We start from the raw sequence: 15,103 nt of genomic DNA, 5'->3' as shown, positions 1-15,103 counted from the left end.
ATCGACAGGCGCAGGATCAGCGCCTCGCGCTGCTCCGCCTCGCAATCGATCAGGATCGCGTCGCCGTCATCCCACAGGATGAAGTCGAACAGCGCCTTGCCCTGTGCAGTGAGCAGCCCCGCCCATTGCGGTGCGCCGGGCGCCACGGCGTTGATATCCTGCGTCACCAGCCCCTGGAGGAAACCTCGGACGTCCTCGCCCGAGAGGCGGATCAGGGCACGATCGGCGAGCAGGGTGGCTTCGGTCATGGCGAACAGGTAGGACGCGCGGAGCGACTTCAAAAGAGGCTCCCATGGCGACGTTCGATCTTAAGCTCACCGGCGGCACGGTGCATTTGCCCTCGGGTCCGGCACAGGTCGATATCGGCGTGCGCGACGGCAGGATCGTCGCGATCGGCGCGCAAGGAGACGCCGGCGAGACGATCGACTGCACCGGGCTCGACGTGCTGCCCGGCGTGATCGACAGCCAGGTCCATTTCCGCGAGCCGGGGCTCGAGGCCAAGGAAGACCTGGAGAGCGGCAGCCGCGCCGCGGTGCTCGGCGGGGTCACCGCGGTGTTCGAGATGCCGAACACCAAGCCCAACACCGACAGCGCCGCGGCGGTCAACGACAAGCTCGCGCGCGCCAGGGACCGGATGTGGTGCGACCACGCCTTCTATGTCGGCGCGACCAACAGCAATGCCGCCGATCTGGCCGAGCTCGAGCGGCTGCCGGGCACGGCCGGGGTCAAGATCTTCATGGGCGCCTCGACCGGCGACCTGCTGGTGTCGGACGACGCCAATCTCGCGCGCGTGCTCGCCTCGGGCCATCGCCGCGTCGCGATCCATGCCGAGGACGAGTTCCGCATGAACGCGCGCGAGGGCGAGCGGATCGAAGGCGCCCCGTCCTCGCACCCGGTGTGGCGCGACGACGAGAGCGCGATCCTCGCCACCCGCCGCATCCTCAAGCTCGCGCGCGAGGCGAAGCGCCGCATCCACGTCCTCCACGTCACCACGCCCGCCGAGCTGGAGCTGCTCGCGCAGCACAAGGACATCGCGACATGCGAGGTGACGCCACAGCACCTGACGCTGGCGGCCGAGGACGCCTATCCGCGGCTCGGCACCTATGCCCAGATGAACCCGCCGATCCGCTCGGCGGCGCATCGCGACGGCCTGTGGCACTGGCTCAACCAGGGCGTGCCCGACGTGCTCGGCTCGGATCACGCGCCGCATACGATCGAGGAGAAGGCCAGGCCCTATCCCGCTTCGCCGAGCGGCATGCCCGGGGTGCAGACCCTGCTGCCCCTGCTGCTCGACCATGTCGCCAAGGGTCGCACCACGCTGCAGCGGCTGATCGACCTCACCAGCGCCGGGCCGCAGCGCGTGTTCGGGCTGGTCGGCAAGGGCCGGATCGCGGCGGGCTATGACGCGGACTTCACCGTGGTCGACTTGAAGAAGCAATGGACCGTCGAGGAAAGCTGGCTCGCCTCGCGCTGCGGCTGGTCGCCGTTCACGGGGGAGGAACTGACCGGCAAGCCGATCGGCACGATCATCCGCGGTCGCCAGGTGATGTGGGACGGCCAGCTCGCCAACGCCGCGCACGGCCGCCCGGTGCGGTTCGAGGCGGTCGAGTTCGGGTAACCGAATCCTATGCTGCCCGATGATTTCGCGCCTCTGGTCGAGTACGCAGAGGAAAAGCTCGGACGCAAAGCTGCCTGGGCGCTGGCGTTCACGATCGCCGCGATCGGTCCCGTCGTTGTCGTTATCGTCGGTTTCTGGTGGTACCTCGGCTAAGGAAACCTACGCCGCCGCCTCCGCTACCGCCTCGCGCTCCGCCTGCTGGCGCGCCCACATCTCGGCATAGACGCCGCGCAGCTCGAGCAGTTCGGCATGGGTGCCCTGCTCGGCGATGCGTCCGGCTTCCAGCACCACGATGCGGTCGGCATTGACCACGGTCGACAGCCGGTGCGCGATGACGATCGTGGTGCGGCCGCGCTCGATCGCCTCCAGCGTGTCGAGGATCTCCGCCTCCGTCCGCGAATCCAGCGCGCTGGTCGCCTCGTCGAGGATCAGGATCGGCGGATCCTTGAGCAACGTGCGCGCGATCGCGACGCGCTGCTTCTCGCCCCCCGACAGCTTGAGCCCGCGCTCGCCTACCCGTGTCTCATACCCGTCGGGCATGCTCTCGATGAACCCGGCGATCGCCGCGCCGCGTGCCGCCGCCGCGACCTGGTCGGGCGTCGCACCCTCGCGGCCATAGGCGATGTTGTAGCCGACCGTGTCGTTGAACAGCACCGTGTCCTGCGGGACGATGCCGATCGCCGCGCGCAACGAGGCTTGCGTCACCTGCGCGATGTCCTGTCCGTCGATCGTCACGCGCCCGCCGGTCAAGTCGTAGAAGCGGTAGAGGATGCGGGCCAGCGTCGACTTGCCCGCGCCCGACGGGCCGACCACCGCGACCGTGTGGCCGGGCGCGATGACCAGGTCGATGCCCTTCAGGATGTCGCGATCCGCCTCATAGCCGAAGCGCACCCCCTCGAACCGCACCTCGCCGCGCGTGACCTCCAGCGGCGGTGCGCCGGGCGCGTCCTTCACCTCGGCGTCGGTGTCGATCAGGTCGAACATCGCGCCCATGTCGATCACGCCCTGGCGGATCGTGCGATACACCCAGCCGAGCATGTCGAGCGGGCGGAACAGCTGGCTCAAGAGCGTCGAGACGAACACCACGTCGCCCGGCGAGAAGCGTCCGCTCGACCAGCCCCACGCGACCACCGCCATGCCGGCGCCGAGCATGACGTTGGTGATCAGCGACTGGCCCATGTTGAGCCAGGCGAGCGAGTTCTCTGACTTCACCGCCGCGGTGGCATAGGCCTCGACCGCGGCCGAATAGCGATCCGCCTCGCGCTTCTCGGCGTTGAAATACTTCACCGTCTCGAAATTGAGCAGCGAATCCACCGCATGCGCGACCGCGCCGGTGTCGAGGTCGTTCATCCGCTCGCGCAGCTTGGAGCGCCAGTCGGTCACCCAGCGCGTGAAGGCGATGTAGATCACCACCATCGCCAGCGTCGACGCCACCAGCCACCAGCCGAAGCGCGACCCGAAGATCTGCAGCACCAGCGCCAGCTCGAGGATCGTCGGCGCGATGTTGAACAGCAGGAAATAGAGCATCGTGTCGATGCTCTTGGTGCCGCGCTCGACCACCTTGGTCACCGCGCCGGTGCGCCGTTCGAGATGGAAGCGCAGCGAGAGCTGGTGGAGATGGCGGAAGGTGACGATGGCGAGCCGCCGCGTCGCGTCCTGCCCGACCTTCTCGAACACCGTGTTGCGCAGATTGTCGAAGACGGTGGTGAACAGCCGCGCGGCGGCATAGCCGACCACCATCAGCACCACGAACACGACCACGCTGCGATCGTTGAGCGCCATCGAGTCCACCGCGGCCTTGAGCGCATAGGCGGCGCCATAGACCTGCACGACCTTGGACAGCAGCACGAGCAGCAGCGCGCCGACGATGCGCGCCTTCAGCCCCGGCATGCCGTCGGGCCAGAGATAGGGAAGGAAGCGGCGGAGCGTGGCGAACAACGGGCGTTCGCCGCCGGCGGGTACGGTCTGGGGCGGCATCACCGCTATCTGGGCGCGTGCGCGCCCGGATGCAACGCGCGCATGTGCGGAACGCCGCTCCGCCCGGTTCGTTGACCCGGGCGAGGAGCAGAGAGATGGAACCGGTGTTCTACGTGATGGCGATCCTGGGCTGCGGCGACGGCCAGCTGCAATGCCGCGAGGTGCGCGTCGAGCCGGTCCGTTACCATAGCGCGGCGCAATGCCAGGTCGCGATGGCCGAGGTCCTGCCACGCCACGCCGACCTCTCCTTCCCGACCATCGCCGCGAGCTGCCAGCAGCGCGGGAACCAGATGGCGCGCAACGATATGCACGCGCCGCGCGGTTAGGTCTTCAGCAACGCTCGATCGGCAGCGCCCAGCGGATCTGGTCGCGCAGCAACGCTTCGAGCTCGGGCGCGCCCGCATTGTGCGCGGCGGCGCGCTTGCGCAGCAGCGTCAGCAAAAGGTCCGCGCGGCTCGCGGGCGGGGCGGGGGTTGCACGGCCTTTCGCGAGCGCGCGGGAGAGGTGAAGCGATAGCGCGGTCATCGCCGCCGCTATGCCGCCATGGGCTTTACCCGAGTCTCGCCGAACGCGGTTAACGCGGCCGGGTCCATAGCCCGGCCGGGCGCGGGCCGGCGCGGTAGAGGCGATGGCGCAGCGCCGCCTGGGGCAGGGCACGCGCGATCCGGGCGAGCTTCTGCACATTGCCGGTACGCGCGCGATGGTCCCAGGCATGCGCGCCGCGCGCCGTCACCTCGCGCGCGATGTCGCCATAGATGCCCGCCGCCGCCAGCACCGCCCAGGCCGAGCGGAAGCGCAGCGCGGGGGTGCCGCGGCGCGCGCTCGCGGCATAGTCCGCCGCCATCTCCCCCAGCCATTTGGCGATCACCACCAGCCGCGAGCGGAATGGCGGCTTCATGTGCTGGCCGGGCGGGATGTCCATCTCGACCAGCCATTCGACCGGCAGGTAGCAGCGGCCGATGCGGTCGTCGGCCTCGATGTCGCGCGCGATATTGGCGAGCTGGAAGGCGATGCCGAGGTCGCATGCCCGGTCGAGCGTCGACTCGTCGTGCGGGTCCACCCCCATCACCACCGCCATCATGCAGCCGACCGCGCCCGCGACATGGTAGCAATAGCGCAGCAGGTCATTCTCGGAGCGCGGGAACGAGCCCCTGGCGTCGAGCGCGAACCCCTCGATCAGGTCGTGCGCGAAGCGGTGCGGCATGCGCGTCTCTTCGGCGACGATCCTGAGCGCGTCGAATGCCGGGTCGCCGGTCCATTGGCCGGCGAGGGCGACGCCGGTCAGCGTGCGCACCTGCTCGAGCCGCGCCGCCGGATCGGCCACGCGTTCGGTCTGACGACCCAGTTGCTGACCATCGACCAGATCGTCGCACGCGCGGCACCAGGCGTAGAGCAGCCACGCCCGCTGGCGCGTATCGCGGTCGAACAGCTGGCTCGCCGCGGCGAAGCTGCGCGATCCGCGCGCGATGCTGTCCTGCGCCGCCGCGACCACGCTGGCGCGGGTTGGCGCGGGCGCGCTCACAGGTCCTTGGCGCCGATCTGGCCGATCGTGGTGGCGGGGCGGTGCGCGGCCATCTTGGCGAGCAGCCCGTCGAGCTTGCGGTCGACGATCAGCAGCCCCTGGTGCTGCGGGCGCAGGAAGCCGACCTCGCCCATCTTGCCGACGAATTCGATCAGCCCGTCATAGAAGCCCGCGACGTTGAGCAGCCCCACCGGCTTGGCGTGATAGCCGATCTGCGCCCAGCTCATCGCCTCCCACAACTCGTCCATCGTGCCGGTGCCGCCGGGCAGGGTGACGAAGCCGTCGGAGAGGTCGGTGAAGGCCTGTTTGCGCTCGTGCATCGTGCGCACGACGTGGAGCTCGGTGCAGCCGCGATGCGCCACCTCGGCATCGACCAGCGCCTGCGGGATCACCCCGATCACCTCGCCGCCCGCCGCCAGCGCGCTGTCCGCCACGGCCCCCATCAGCCCGAGCCGCCCGCCGCCATAGACCACCCCGATCCCCCGCTCGGCGAGGCTGCGGCCGACGAAGCGGGCATTCTCGATGAACACGGAGTCGCTGGGGGTCGCCGACCCGCAATAGATGGCGAGACGCTTCAGGCTCATGGTTGCTCCAGCATCAGCGCGGCGGTCGCCTTGGCGCTGCCGACCACGCCGGGGATGCCGGCGCCGGGATGCGTGCCGGCGCCGACGAAATAGAGGTTGGGGATCGAATCGTCGCGATTGTGCGCGCGGAAATACGCGCTCTGCGACAGGATCGGCTCGAGGCTGAACGCGCTGCCGAGATGCGCGCCGAGATCGTCGCGGAACTGATCCGGCGCATAGCTGAACCTGGTCACGATGCGCTCGTGGATGTCGGGGATCAGCCGCCGTCCGACCTCGTCGAGGATGCGCTTCTCCAGCACCGGCGCGATCTCGCGCCAGTCGACCGGGAACTTGCCGAGATGCGGCACCGGGGCGAGCGCGTAGAAGGTCGAATGTCCCTCCGGCGCCAGGCTCGGGTCGGTCACCGTCGGGTGATGCAGGTAGAGCGAGAAATCCTGGCTCAGCACGCCATGGTCGTAGATGTCCTCGAGCAGCCCTTTGTAGCGCGGCCCGAACAGGATCATGTGGTGCGGGATTCCCGGCCAGGTCCCCTTGACCCCGAAATGGACGAGGAAGAGCGAGGGCGAGAAGCGCTTCTTCTCGAGCCGAACGGCGGTGCGCTGGGCGCTGCGCGAACCCTCGAGCAAGTCGCGATAGCTGTGGATCAGGTCGGCGTTGCTCGCCACCGCATCGGTCTCGAAACGCGCGCCGCTCCTGGTCACCACCGCGGTCGCGCGCTCGCCCAGCGTCTCGATCCGCGCGACCGGATCGCCCAGCCGCAGCGTGCCGCCGAGCCGCCCGAACAGCGCGACCATCCCCGCGACGAGCCGGTTGCTCCCGCCCTGCGCGAACCATACCCCGCCGTCGCGCTCGAGCTTGTGGATCAGCGCATAGATCGCGCTGGTCGTCATCGGATTGCCGCCGACGAGCAGCGTGTGGAAGCTCAGCGCCTCGCGCAATTTCTCGTTCTTCACGAACGACGAGACCATCGAATAGACGCTGCGCCACGCCTGGTACTTCGCGAGGTTTGGCGCGGCCTTGACCATCGAGGTGAAGTCGAGGAACGCGACCTGGCCGAGCTTCTCATAGCCTTCGCGATAGACCCCGGCCGAATAGTCGAGGAAGCGCCGGTATCCGGCGATGTCCGCCGGATCGAGCTTGGCGATCTCGCCGGCCAGCGCCGCGTCGTCGTTCGAATAGTCGAAGTTGGTGCCATCGTGCCAGTTCAGCCGGTAGAAGGGATCGACCGGCACCAAGGTCACGTCGTCGGCCATGCGATTGCCGGTCAGCGCCCACAGCTCCTCGAGCGCCTGGGGGGCGGTGATCACCGTCGGTCCGGCGTCGAAGGTAAAGCCGTCCTTCTCCCAGAAATAGGCGCGCCCGCCGGGCTTGTCGCGCGCCTCGAGCACCACCGTGTCGACGCCGGCCGATTGCAGGCGGATCGCCAGCGCCAGCCCCCCGAACCCCGCGCCGATGACCACTGCCCGCTTCACATGGTTCCCCTGATCGCCCGCACCGCACGCCCGACCGGCACCGGCGGCTTCCCCACCAGCATCCGCGCGCGGTCGAGCAGGCTCGACTGGCTCGCATAGAAGCGTGCGATGAGCCCCGCGTCCAGCCGATAGAAGCGTTCGAGCACGCGATAGCGTTCCTCGGGCTCCGCCGCGCGGAACAGCATCGCCGCCAGCATGCGGTAGAAACCGCGCCGCTGCCATTGCCGCCGGGCGAAGCCATAGGTCAGCTCGTGCAGCGCCGGGCCGCTGAGGTCGCTCGCATCGGCGATCGCCCGCGCGAGCCGCACGGCGTCGGGCAGCGAATAGCCGGTGACCGGGTGGAACAGCGCCGCGCGCATCCCCGCCTTGGCGAGGCGGTTGCCGCCCGAGCGCCAATATTCCTCGAAATCGCCGCCCATCGCGACCGGCAGCACGCCGGTCTCCTCGCGCGTCACCGCCTCCGCCTCGATCCGCCGCGCGGCCAGCCAGGCGTCGATGCGACCGCGCAAGGCGTCGGCATCGATCTCGGGCGTGTCGCTGTAGTAGGTGTCCTCGACGAACAGCCGTGTCGCCGCGAAGGGCAGCGCATAGACGAAGCGATAGCCGTCGGCCTGCGGCACCGTCGCGTCCATCACCAGCGGCCGCTTGAGCGGATGCGGCTCGGCCAGCGCGAGCTCGCGACCGAGGAATTTCTGCCAGCCGAGCTCGAGCCGCGAGAGATCGCTCGGCCCGCGGCAGTCGATCACCCCGCCCGCCTCGATCCGGTCGCCGTCGGCCAGCACCACCGCGCGCGCGCTCGCGCCCAGCGCCTTGCGTCCGGTCATCACCGCCTGCGCCGGCAGCGCGGCGCGCACCATCTGGTCGAGCCGGTCGGACTCGATCGAATAATAGCCGGCCTTGAGCGTCCGCGCATGGCCCGGGAAGACGACGTCGTAGCGCGTCCAGCCATAGGAGATCAGCGGCGCGACCAGCCAGCGGTCGGCGACGGCGACGTCGCTCGCGAAGAACGACCAGAGATGGTTGCCGCCCAGCTCCGCGCCGCCTTCGACGATGCGGATGTCGAGCTCGGGACGCTTCTTGCGCAGCGCGAGCGCGATGAGGCCGCCCGCTAGCCCGCCGCCGACGATGGCGACGTCGCAATGGATGATGGCTGGCATCGCCGCCGCCTAGCGGATCGCCCGCGCCCGGGGAACCCCCGGGGCGCGGGCGATTGCGACGCGGCGAGGCTTAAGTCAGGCCGCCTTGAGCAGCGGCATCTCCGCCGCCATCGCCCGCGCCACCGAGGGACGGGCGCGCAGCCGCGTGCGATAGGCCAGCAGCACCGGCCAGGCGGCGATGTCGACGCCCGCGGTCTCGCTCCAGTTGAGCACCGCGAGCAGATAGGCGTCGGCGACGGTGAACGCCTCGCCGAGGAACTCGCGCCCGTCGAGATGCGCCGAGAGCACCTCGAACGGCTTGGCCACCCGGCCGAGCGCCGCGGCCTTCTCCGCCTCGCTCGCATCCTTGGCGAACAGCGGCGCGAACACCGCCTTGTGCACTTCGGTGCTGATGAAGTTGAGCCACAGCTGCATGCGGTAGCGCGCCTCGCTGAACAGCGCCGGGGCGAGCACGCCCTCCTCGGCATTGTCGGCGAGATACTGCAGCACCGCCGGTCCTTCGGTCAGCGTGATGCCGCTCCGCGTCTCCAGCGCGGGGACATAGCCCATCGGGCTGACGGCACGGAAATCGCTCCCGTCGGGCAGCTTGTGGCCGGTCAGCACCTGGACGAACTCGGCGTCGAGGCCGGCTTCCTCGATCGCGATGCGGGTGGCGAGCGAGCAGGCGAAGGGAATGAAGTAGAGTTTCATGGCGCGACTCCCTGGGGTTGATTTTTGTACCATCTCGCAAGAATATCGGGGCGGTCAAGGAATTTTATGCGAGATAGTACAAAAAACACCGATACGGGCAGGAAACGCGGCCGTCCGCGTGCCTTCGATCCGGACGCGGCGCTGGGTGCGGCGGCCGAGCGCTTTCGCGCGAGCGGCTATTCGGGCACCTCGCTCGACGAGCTCGCCGCCGCGACCCGGCTCAACCGGCCCAGCCTCTACTCGGCGTTCGGCGACAAGAAGGCGCTCTACCTCGCCGCGCTCGCGCGTACCCATGCGCGCGCCGAACGCGGCTTCGCGCGGCTGGCCGAGGCGGACCTGCCCTTGCGGGCGATGCTCGAGCGTTTCTTCACCGCGGTGATCGACGGCTATCTCACGGGCGAGAACGGGCCCGCGGGCTGCCTCTTCATCAGCACCGCCACCACCGAATCGGTGGGCGACCCGGAGGTTCGCGCCGCGATCACGCGCTTCCTCGCGATGGAGGACGCGCAGGTCGAGTTGCTCCTGCGCAACGCCGGGAGCGCCGCGCCCGCGCTGCAGGCGCGTGTCGTCACCGCCATGGTCCATTCGCTCAGCGTCCGCGCCCGCGCCGGCGCGCCGCACGCCGAGCTGGTGCGGGCGGCGCGGGACTGTATCGACTTGATCGCGCCGGTGGCCTGAAGCCTTTCGCCGGCCCCGGCGTTTGCGCTGCACAGGAGGCCGCATGAGGACAGCGATCGTGACGGGCGGCGCCCAGGGGATCGGCCGCGCGGTGGTCGAGCGGCTGCTCGGCGATGGCTGGGCGGTGGCCGCGTTCGACCTCGACGCCCGGGCGGGGAAGGAGCTCGCCGCCGCGCATGCCCCCAGGCCTCTGCTCGCGCGCACCGTCGATGTCGGCGACGAGAAGGCCGTTGCGGACGGGTTCGACGCGTTCGGTGCCTGGCTAAAGGAACTGGGCGAGGACCCGGGCCTCGACCTGCTCGTCAGCAATGCCGGCATCGCCGATCCGGTGAGCGGCCCGGTCGAGGCGTTGAGCCTTGCCGGCTGGCACAAATGGATCGACAGCCATCTGACCGGCGGCTTCCTGATGGTGCGCGCCGCGGTGCCGCTGCTGCGCCCGCGCAAGGGGTCGATCGTCCTCATGGCCTCGACCCGCGCGCTCCAGTCCGAACCGCATTGCGAGGCCTATGCCGCGGCCAAGGGCGGGCTGGTCGCGCTCGCCCATGCGCTCGCCGTCAGCCTGGGGCCGGAGATCCGCGTCAACGCGATCCTGCCCGGCTGGATCGAGACCGGCCCGTGGCGCAAGGCGTCCCAGCGCGCCGAGCCCGATCACCGCCCGATCGACCGCGAACAGCATCCCGTGGGCCGCGTCGGCGTGCCCGGGGACATCGCCGCCACCGTCGCCTTCCTCGCCGGCGAGGGCGCGGGCTTCATCACCGGACAGCAGATCGTCGTCGACGGCGGGATGACGCGAAAGATGATCTACGCCGAGTAGCGGCCTCGCATTTGCCCCGCGCTTGCGCCATGCTGGCCGCGATGGGGGATGCGGGCATTCACGAGGATCGCGCGACGGGGCGGCGCAGCACGCTGCTGCCGACGCTGTTCCCGCTGCTCCTCGCGCTCGACCTGCTGATCGTCGCCGGCGTCATCCTGTTCGTCATGGATCGCCCGCCGATCTGCCCGTGCGGCACGATCAAGCTGTGGCACGGCGTGGTGCAGTCGAGCGAGAACAGCCAGCACCTCGCCGACTGGTACACGTTCAGCCACGTCATCCACGGCTTCCTATTCTACGGCCTCGCGCACCTCGCGCTGCGCGGCCGCGCGCGCCGCTGGACGCTGCCGCTCGCGGTGGCGATCGAGGCAGGCTGGGAGCTGCTCGAGAATTCCCCGATCATCATCGATCGCTACCGCGAAGCGACGATCGCATTCGGCTATTCGGGCGACTCGATCGTCAACTCACTCGCCGATATCGGCTGGATGGCTGCGGGCTTCTGGCTCGCCGCCAGGCTGCCGGTGCGCATGACGATCGCCCTCGCCATCCTGTTCGAGGGGCTTACCCTGCTGCTGATCCGCGACAACCTCACGCTCAACGTGCTGATGCTGGTCTGGCCGGTCGACGCGATCCGGACATGGCAGGGGGCGGGGGGATTGCTCTAGCGATTGTCAATCTTAGCGCAAAATCCTATATCGCGCGCATGGCACAGATGAACGTCTCGCTCCCCGAAGGCCTCAAGGCCTGGGCCGAATCCCGCGTCGCCGAGGGCCGCTACAGCAGCACCAGCGACTATGTCCGCGACCTGATGCGCCGCGATCAGGAATATGCGGAGAGGCTGCGCGCATTGCAGGCTGCAATCGACGAAGGCTTTGCGTCGGGCGTGAGCGAGCAGTCGGTGGATGAAGTCTTCGCTGATCTCTATCGGAAGATCGATCACGCAAAGACTCAGGCCGCCTGATATATGGCCAAGGTCGAGCTAAGCCGGGCGGCGCGCATCGATCTGCTCAGCATCTATGATTACAGCATCGAGAATTTCGGCATCGACGTCGCCGGCAAATATCTTGCCGACGTTCAGCACGCGCTTGCCAAACTCGCAGATTTTCCGGAGCTCGGTCCCCCGGCAAGTGACCTGAAACGCGGAACGCGCTGCCTGTCCTGCAGGCAACATCGCATCTTCTATCGCCGTGAACGAGGGGGCGTGCTGATCGCTCGCATCCTCCATGCTGCGATGGACCCGCGAAAATGGTTGGCCTGATCCTCCTTTCCGCGCTCGCGATGACCCTCATCGTCGCGGTGCGCTACCTGATCGTCTCGGGCGGTTTCGCCTGGGCGACGCGGCTCAGGCATCCCGGCCTCTATCGCGGGCTCGACGCGCAGATGCGCCGCGAGATCGGCTGGAGCCTCGCCAGCGCCGCGATCTATGGCATTCCCGCCGGGATCGTCGCCTGGGGCTGGCAGAACCGCGGCTGGACGCGGATCTATACCGATGTCGGCGACTGGCCGCTCTGGTATCTCCCGCTTTCGGTCCTCCTCTATCTCCTCGCGCACGATGCGTGGTTCTACTGGACTCACCGCTGGATGCATCGGCCGGCGCTCTTCCGCCGCGTCCATGCCGTCCACCACGCCAGCCGGCCGCCGACCGCCTGGGCGGCGATGAGCTTCCATCCGGTCGAGGCGGTGACCGGCGCGGTGGTGATCCCGGCGCTGGTCTTCCTCATCCCCATCCACGCCCCCGCATTGGGCGTTGTGCTTGGAATCATGACGGTTATGGGTGTGACCAATCACATGGGGTGGGAAATCTTCCCGCGGGCGATGTGGCGGGGGGGTCTTTGGGGGCGTGGCTGATCACGGCGAGCCACCATCAACGGCACCATGAGCAGTACGGGTGCAACTATGGGCTCTATTTCCGTTTCTGGGACCGGCTTTGCGGCACCGACCGCGGTGTCGGCGACTTCGCGCGCAGCCATGCCAAAGCGGCGGCCGTCGCCGCTGCGTCTGTCGATACTGCCGCTCGGGCTGCTCCTGCTCCCCGCGGCGTCGCCGACCTTTAGCCTCGAGCTCGATGTCCAGAAGCTGCGGTCGGCCAAGGGCGTGCTGCGCATCTGCCTCACCTCGCGGCCGCAAAGCTTCCCCGATTGCAAGGACGATCCGCGCGCCGTCACGCGCTCGGTCCCCGCGACGCAGGCCGTCGTCACCTTCGACGGCCTCGCGCCCGGCAACTACGCCGCCGCGATCATCCATGACGAGAATGGCAACAGCAAGCTCGACACGCTGATGGGCATCCCGCGCGAGGGCTTCGGCTTCACCCGCAACCCCGCGATCGGCTTCGGCCCGCCCAGGTTCGACGCGGCGCGCTTCGCGGTCGATGGTGCGGCAAGGCCGCAGCAAGTGCGGATGCGCTATCTACTTTGATGTTCACGTGCATCCATTTGTGGACGGCGGCGTTTCGTTCCTGAAACAGTTTCAGGAAGCTACTCAATGCGTCACGCCCCGTTCCTTCCCATCGCGTTCGCCGTCACCGCGCTCGTCGCCACGCCCGCCCTCGCGCAGGATGCGCCTCCCGCGGAAGCGGTGAACCCGCCCGCCGAGGAGGCCGCCCGGACCGGGCCGGCCTCGGCCGAGGTCGCCGCCGCGGCGGAGGAAGGCGCGGCGCGCCTCACCATCGGCGGCGGGGTCGCCTATATCCCCGATTACGAAGGCTCGAACGAGGAGCGCTGGACCCCGCTCCCCGCCGCCAACGGCACGATCTCGGGGATGAGCTTCACCGTGCTCGGCAACCGCGCGAGCATGGACCTGCTGCCCAATCCCACCGGCCCGACCTGGGACTTCCAGTTCGGCCCGGTCGCGGTGCTCAACCTCAACCGCACCAATATCGACGCGATCGAGGACCCGCGCGTCGCCGCGCTGGGCGAGATCGACACCGCGGTCGAGGTCGGCGGCTATGTCGGCATCGGCAAGACCGGGCTGATCACCAGCGATTACGACAAGCTCTCGATCTCGGTCTCCTACCGCCACGACGTGACCAAGATCCACAAGAGCGGCATCTGGAGCCCGTCGATCAACTACACCACGCCGCTCAGCACCAAGGCGCTGGTCGGCATCTTCGCCTCGGCCGAGTTCGTCGAGGACGAATATGCCCGCACCTATTTCGGCGTCACCCCCGCGGGCAGCGTGGCGAGCGGCCTGCCCGTGTTCACGCCCGAGGGCGGGCAGAAGGACATCACCTTCGGCGGCCTGTTCACCTATGCCCTGACCGGCGATCTGACCAAGGGCCTCGCCCTGGTCACCGGCTTCACCTACAAGAAGCTGCTCGGCGACTTCGCCGACAGCCCGCTCGTCGCGATCGCCGGCTCGCGCCACAACTGGACCTTCGGCGCGGGGCTGGCGCTGACGTTCTGACGCCGCTAGAAGAGTCGCATCCCCGGGGGAGCGCTGACGGCGCTTGAGAGGCAGGCACGAGCCTGCGACCCGCTGAACCTGATCCGGCTGACACCGGCGTAGGGAGGGAGCGGCTTTCACCCGAAGACCGTCCTCTCCCGCATAGGAGTAGTGACGAATGGCCGACATCCCCGCGCGCACCGAATTGAAGGTCACCACCGGCCCGATCCGCGGCTCGAAGAAGATCCATGTCGGTCCCCTCGGCGTCGCGATGCGCGAGATCCATCTCGAACCCTCGTCCGGCGAGCCCCCGCTGCGCGTCTACGACTGCTCCGGCCCCTATACCGACCCCGACGCCCGCATCGACATCATGGCCGGCCTGCCCGAGCTGCGCCGCGACTGGATCCGCGATCGCGGCGACGTCGAGGAAGTCGCCCAGCGCGAGGTGCGCCCCGAGGACAATGGCCAGCTCGGCCCGGACCGCTCCGGCGGCGTCCAGCCCTTCCCCAATGTCCGCAAGCAGGTGCTGCGCGCGAAGCCCAGCGCCAACGTCTCCCAGATGCACTATGCCCGCCGCGGCATCGTCACGCCCGAGATGGAATATGTCGCCACCCGCGAGAATCTCGGCCGCGAGATGCTCGCCGAGTACATCCGCGACGGCCAGGACTGGGGCGCCAGCATCCCCGACTACGTCACCCCCGAGTTCGTCCGCGACGAGGTCGCCCGCGGCCGCGCGATCATCCCCAGCAACATCAACCACCCCGAATCCGAGCCGATGGCGATCGGCCGCAACTTCCTGGTCAAGATCAACGCCAATATCGGCAACTCCGCCGTCGCCAGCGACGTGGCATCCGAGGTCGACAAGATGGTGTGGGCGATCCGCTGGGGCGCCGACACGATCATGGACCTCTCCACCGGCCGTAACATCCACGACACCCGCGAATGGATCCTGCGCAACAGCCCCGTGCCCGTCGGCACCGTCCCGATCTATCAGGCGCTCGAGAAGGTCGGCGGCATCGCCGAGGAGCTGACCTGGGAGATCTTCCGCGACACGCTGATCGAGCAGGCCGAGCAGGGCGTCGACTATTTCACGATCCACGCCGGCGTGCGCCTGCCCTACATCCCGATGACCGCCAAGCGAGTCACCGGCATCGTCAGCCGCGGCGGCTCGATCATGGCCAAATGGTGCCTGGCGCACCACCGCGAGAGCTTC

General features: G+C 68.8%; 18 protein-coding genes, 2 pseudogenes and 1 riboswitch. Of the genes and pseudogenes, 12 read left to right on the top strand and 8 right to left on the bottom strand.

Translation table 11 applies throughout. The annotated features are described in order from the left end of the window. Positions 1-248 (bottom strand): annotated as a pseudogene (locus ABDV68_RS13215) (folate-binding protein); the annotation flags it as partial. 44 nt (positions 249-292) lie between these two features. On the opposite strand from ABDV68_RS13215, the gene ABDV68_RS13210 reads away from it, so the two are divergent. Next, entirely contained in the window at positions 293-1,618 is a 1,326-nt protein-coding gene (locus tag ABDV68_RS13210) for a dihydroorotase (RefSeq protein ID WP_343520485.1), read from the top strand. 9 nt (positions 1,619-1,627) lie between these two features. Then, positions 1,628-1,771 (top strand): hypothetical protein, encoded by a 144-nt coding sequence (locus tag ABDV68_RS13205; protein WP_343520484.1) that lies wholly within the window; start codon positions 1,628-1,630, stop codon positions 1,769-1,771. Between the two features lie 6 nt (positions 1,772-1,777). On the opposite strand, the gene ABDV68_RS13200 is transcribed toward ABDV68_RS13205, so the two are convergent. Then, positions 1,778-3,595 carry an ABC transporter ATP-binding protein/permease gene (locus ABDV68_RS13200; RefSeq protein WP_343520483.1) on the bottom strand — a complete coding sequence of 606 codons (1,818 nt, stop codon included), beginning with the start codon at positions 3,593-3,595 and terminating at the stop codon, positions 1,778-1,780. A gap of 95 nt (positions 3,596-3,690) precedes the next feature. On the opposite strand from ABDV68_RS13200, the gene ABDV68_RS13195 reads away from it, so the two are divergent. Next, positions 3,691-3,921 carry a hypothetical protein gene (locus tag ABDV68_RS13195; RefSeq protein ID WP_343520482.1) on the top strand — a complete coding sequence of 77 codons (231 nt, stop codon included), beginning with the start codon at positions 3,691-3,693 and terminating at the stop codon, positions 3,919-3,921. Between the two features lie 4 nt (positions 3,922-3,925). Here the strand turns inward: ABDV68_RS13195 and ABDV68_RS13190 are convergent, their stop codons facing one another. The 6 genes from ABDV68_RS13190 to ABDV68_RS13165 form a co-directional block, all read right to left on the bottom strand. Then, positions 3,926-4,120: a hypothetical protein gene (locus ABDV68_RS13190; protein ID WP_343520480.1), complete on the bottom strand. Its 195-nt coding sequence runs from the start codon at positions 4,118-4,120 to the stop codon at positions 3,926-3,928. A gap of 49 nt (positions 4,121-4,169) precedes the next feature. Next, positions 4,170-5,117 (bottom strand): phytoene/squalene synthase family protein, encoded by a 948-nt coding sequence (locus tag ABDV68_RS13185; RefSeq protein ID WP_343520478.1) that lies wholly within the window; start codon positions 5,115-5,117, stop codon positions 4,170-4,172. Further along, a complete protein-coding gene (locus tag ABDV68_RS13180) occupies positions 5,114-5,695 on the bottom strand; it encodes a TIGR00730 family Rossman fold protein (RefSeq protein WP_343520486.1) in 582 nt (193 codons plus the stop codon). The genes ABDV68_RS13185 and ABDV68_RS13180 overlap by 4 nt, the downstream gene beginning before the upstream one ends. Before the next feature lie 2 nt (positions 5,696-5,697). Beyond that, the gene (locus ABDV68_RS13175) at positions 5,698-7,173 is read right to left on the bottom strand and encodes a phytoene desaturase (protein WP_343520476.1); all 1,476 of its coding nucleotides are present in this window, start codon (positions 7,171-7,173) and stop codon (positions 5,698-5,700) included. Next, positions 7,170-8,330: a lycopene beta-cyclase CrtY gene (gene crtY, locus ABDV68_RS13170; protein ID WP_343520475.1), complete on the bottom strand. Its 1,161-nt coding sequence runs from the start codon at positions 8,328-8,330 to the stop codon at positions 7,170-7,172. Before crtY ends, ABDV68_RS13175 begins: the two co-directional genes overlap by 4 nt. A gap of 75 nt (positions 8,331-8,405) precedes the next feature. After that, positions 8,406-9,020, bottom strand: coding sequence for a glutathione binding-like protein (locus ABDV68_RS13165; RefSeq protein ID WP_343520474.1), 615 nt, complete (start codon positions 9,018-9,020; stop codon positions 8,406-8,408). Positions 9,021-9,086: 66 nt separating this feature from the next. On the opposite strand from ABDV68_RS13165, the gene ABDV68_RS13160 reads away from it, so the two are divergent. From ABDV68_RS13160 to ABDV68_RS13120, 9 genes and pseudogenes are all read left to right on the top strand, one after another. Beyond that, on the top strand, positions 9,087-9,698 hold the full coding sequence (locus tag ABDV68_RS13160; RefSeq protein ID WP_343520473.1) for a TetR/AcrR family transcriptional regulator: 612 nt from the start codon (positions 9,087-9,089) through the stop codon (positions 9,696-9,698). 43 nt (positions 9,699-9,741) lie between these two features. Further along, positions 9,742-10,512 (top strand): SDR family oxidoreductase, encoded by a 771-nt coding sequence (locus ABDV68_RS13155; protein WP_343520472.1) that lies wholly within the window; start codon positions 9,742-9,744, stop codon positions 10,510-10,512. A 29-nt stretch (positions 10,513-10,541) separates the two neighbouring features. Continuing rightward, positions 10,542-11,174 carry a DUF2585 domain-containing protein gene (locus ABDV68_RS13150; RefSeq protein ID WP_343520470.1) on the top strand — a complete coding sequence of 211 codons (633 nt, stop codon included), beginning with the start codon at positions 10,542-10,544 and terminating at the stop codon, positions 11,172-11,174. A gap of 38 nt (positions 11,175-11,212) precedes the next feature. Further along, the gene (locus ABDV68_RS13145) at positions 11,213-11,470 is read left to right on the top strand and encodes a type II toxin-antitoxin system ParD family antitoxin (RefSeq protein WP_343520468.1); all 258 of its coding nucleotides are present in this window, start codon (positions 11,213-11,215) and stop codon (positions 11,468-11,470) included. Between the two features lie 3 nt (positions 11,471-11,473). Continuing rightward, complete coding sequence (locus tag ABDV68_RS13140; protein WP_343520467.1) at positions 11,474-11,767, top strand: type II toxin-antitoxin system RelE/ParE family toxin; 294 nt, start codon at positions 11,474-11,476, stop codon at positions 11,765-11,767. Beyond that, positions 11,755-12,563: pseudogene (locus ABDV68_RS13135) on the top strand (sterol desaturase family protein). The gene ABDV68_RS13140 and the pseudogene ABDV68_RS13135 overlap by 13 nt, the downstream one beginning before the upstream one ends. Then, positions 12,478-12,924 carry a DUF2141 domain-containing protein gene (locus ABDV68_RS13130; protein WP_343520466.1) on the top strand — a complete coding sequence of 149 codons (447 nt, stop codon included), beginning with the start codon at positions 12,478-12,480 and terminating at the stop codon, positions 12,922-12,924. The pseudogene ABDV68_RS13135 and the gene ABDV68_RS13130 overlap by 86 nt, the downstream one beginning before the upstream one ends. A gap of 66 nt (positions 12,925-12,990) precedes the next feature. After that, positions 12,991-13,911, top strand: coding sequence for a MipA/OmpV family protein (locus ABDV68_RS13125; protein WP_343520464.1), 921 nt, complete (start codon positions 12,991-12,993; stop codon positions 13,909-13,911). Positions 13,912-13,925: 14 nt separating this feature from the next. Then, positions 13,926-14,033, top strand: a riboswitch (TPP riboswitch). A gap of 35 nt (positions 14,034-14,068) precedes the next feature. Beyond that, a partial coding sequence (locus tag ABDV68_RS13120) for a phosphomethylpyrimidine synthase ThiC (RefSeq protein ID WP_343520463.1) occupies positions 14,069-15,103 on the top strand: 1,035 nt, incomplete at its 3' end.

The organism is Sphingomonas sp. (assembly GCF_039595165.1).
Taxonomy (GTDB): Bacteria; Pseudomonadota; Alphaproteobacteria; order Sphingomonadales; family Sphingomonadaceae; genus Sphingomonas.
The sequence above is the reverse complement of the archived record's forward strand: the minus strand, read 5'-3'. Positions and strand labels throughout refer to the sequence as shown.

Excerpts from the sequence above, each read along its gene's own strand:
- ABDV68_RS13210 (WP_343520485.1), top strand. The coding sequence starts at position 293 with ATGGCGACGTTCGATCTTAAGCTCACCGGCGGCACGGTGCATTTGCCC.
- ABDV68_RS13205 (WP_343520484.1), top strand. The coding sequence starts at position 1,628 with ATGCTGCCCGATGATTTCGCGCCTCTGGTCGAGTACGCAGAGGAAAAG.
- ABDV68_RS13200 (WP_343520483.1), bottom strand. The coding sequence starts at position 3,595 with ATGCCGCCCCAGACCGTACCCGCCGGCGGCGAACGCCCGTTGTTCGCC.
- ABDV68_RS13195 (WP_343520482.1), top strand. The coding sequence starts at position 3,691 with ATGGAACCGGTGTTCTACGTGATGGCGATCCTGGGCTGCGGCGACGGC.
- ABDV68_RS13190 (WP_343520480.1), bottom strand. The coding sequence starts at position 4,120 with ATGACCGCGCTATCGCTTCACCTCTCCCGCGCGCTCGCGAAAGGCCGT.
- crtY (WP_343520475.1), bottom strand. The coding sequence starts at position 8,330 with ATGCCAGCCATCATCCATTGCGACGTCGCCATCGTCGGCGGCGGGCTA.
- ABDV68_RS13165 (WP_343520474.1), bottom strand. The coding sequence starts at position 9,020 with ATGAAACTCTACTTCATTCCCTTCGCCTGCTCGCTCGCCACCCGCATC.
- ABDV68_RS13160 (WP_343520473.1), top strand. The coding sequence starts at position 9,087 with ATGCGAGATAGTACAAAAAACACCGATACGGGCAGGAAACGCGGCCGT.
- ABDV68_RS13155 (WP_343520472.1), top strand. The coding sequence starts at position 9,742 with ATGAGGACAGCGATCGTGACGGGCGGCGCCCAGGGGATCGGCCGCGCG.
- ABDV68_RS13150 (WP_343520470.1), top strand. The coding sequence starts at position 10,542 with ATGCTGGCCGCGATGGGGGATGCGGGCATTCACGAGGATCGCGCGACG.
- ABDV68_RS13145 (WP_343520468.1), top strand. The coding sequence starts at position 11,213 with ATGGCACAGATGAACGTCTCGCTCCCCGAAGGCCTCAAGGCCTGGGCC.
- ABDV68_RS13140 (WP_343520467.1), top strand. The coding sequence starts at position 11,474 with ATGGCCAAGGTCGAGCTAAGCCGGGCGGCGCGCATCGATCTGCTCAGC.
- ABDV68_RS13130 (WP_343520466.1), top strand. The coding sequence starts at position 12,478 with ATGCCAAAGCGGCGGCCGTCGCCGCTGCGTCTGTCGATACTGCCGCTC.
- ABDV68_RS13125 (WP_343520464.1), top strand. The coding sequence starts at position 12,991 with ATGCGTCACGCCCCGTTCCTTCCCATCGCGTTCGCCGTCACCGCGCTC.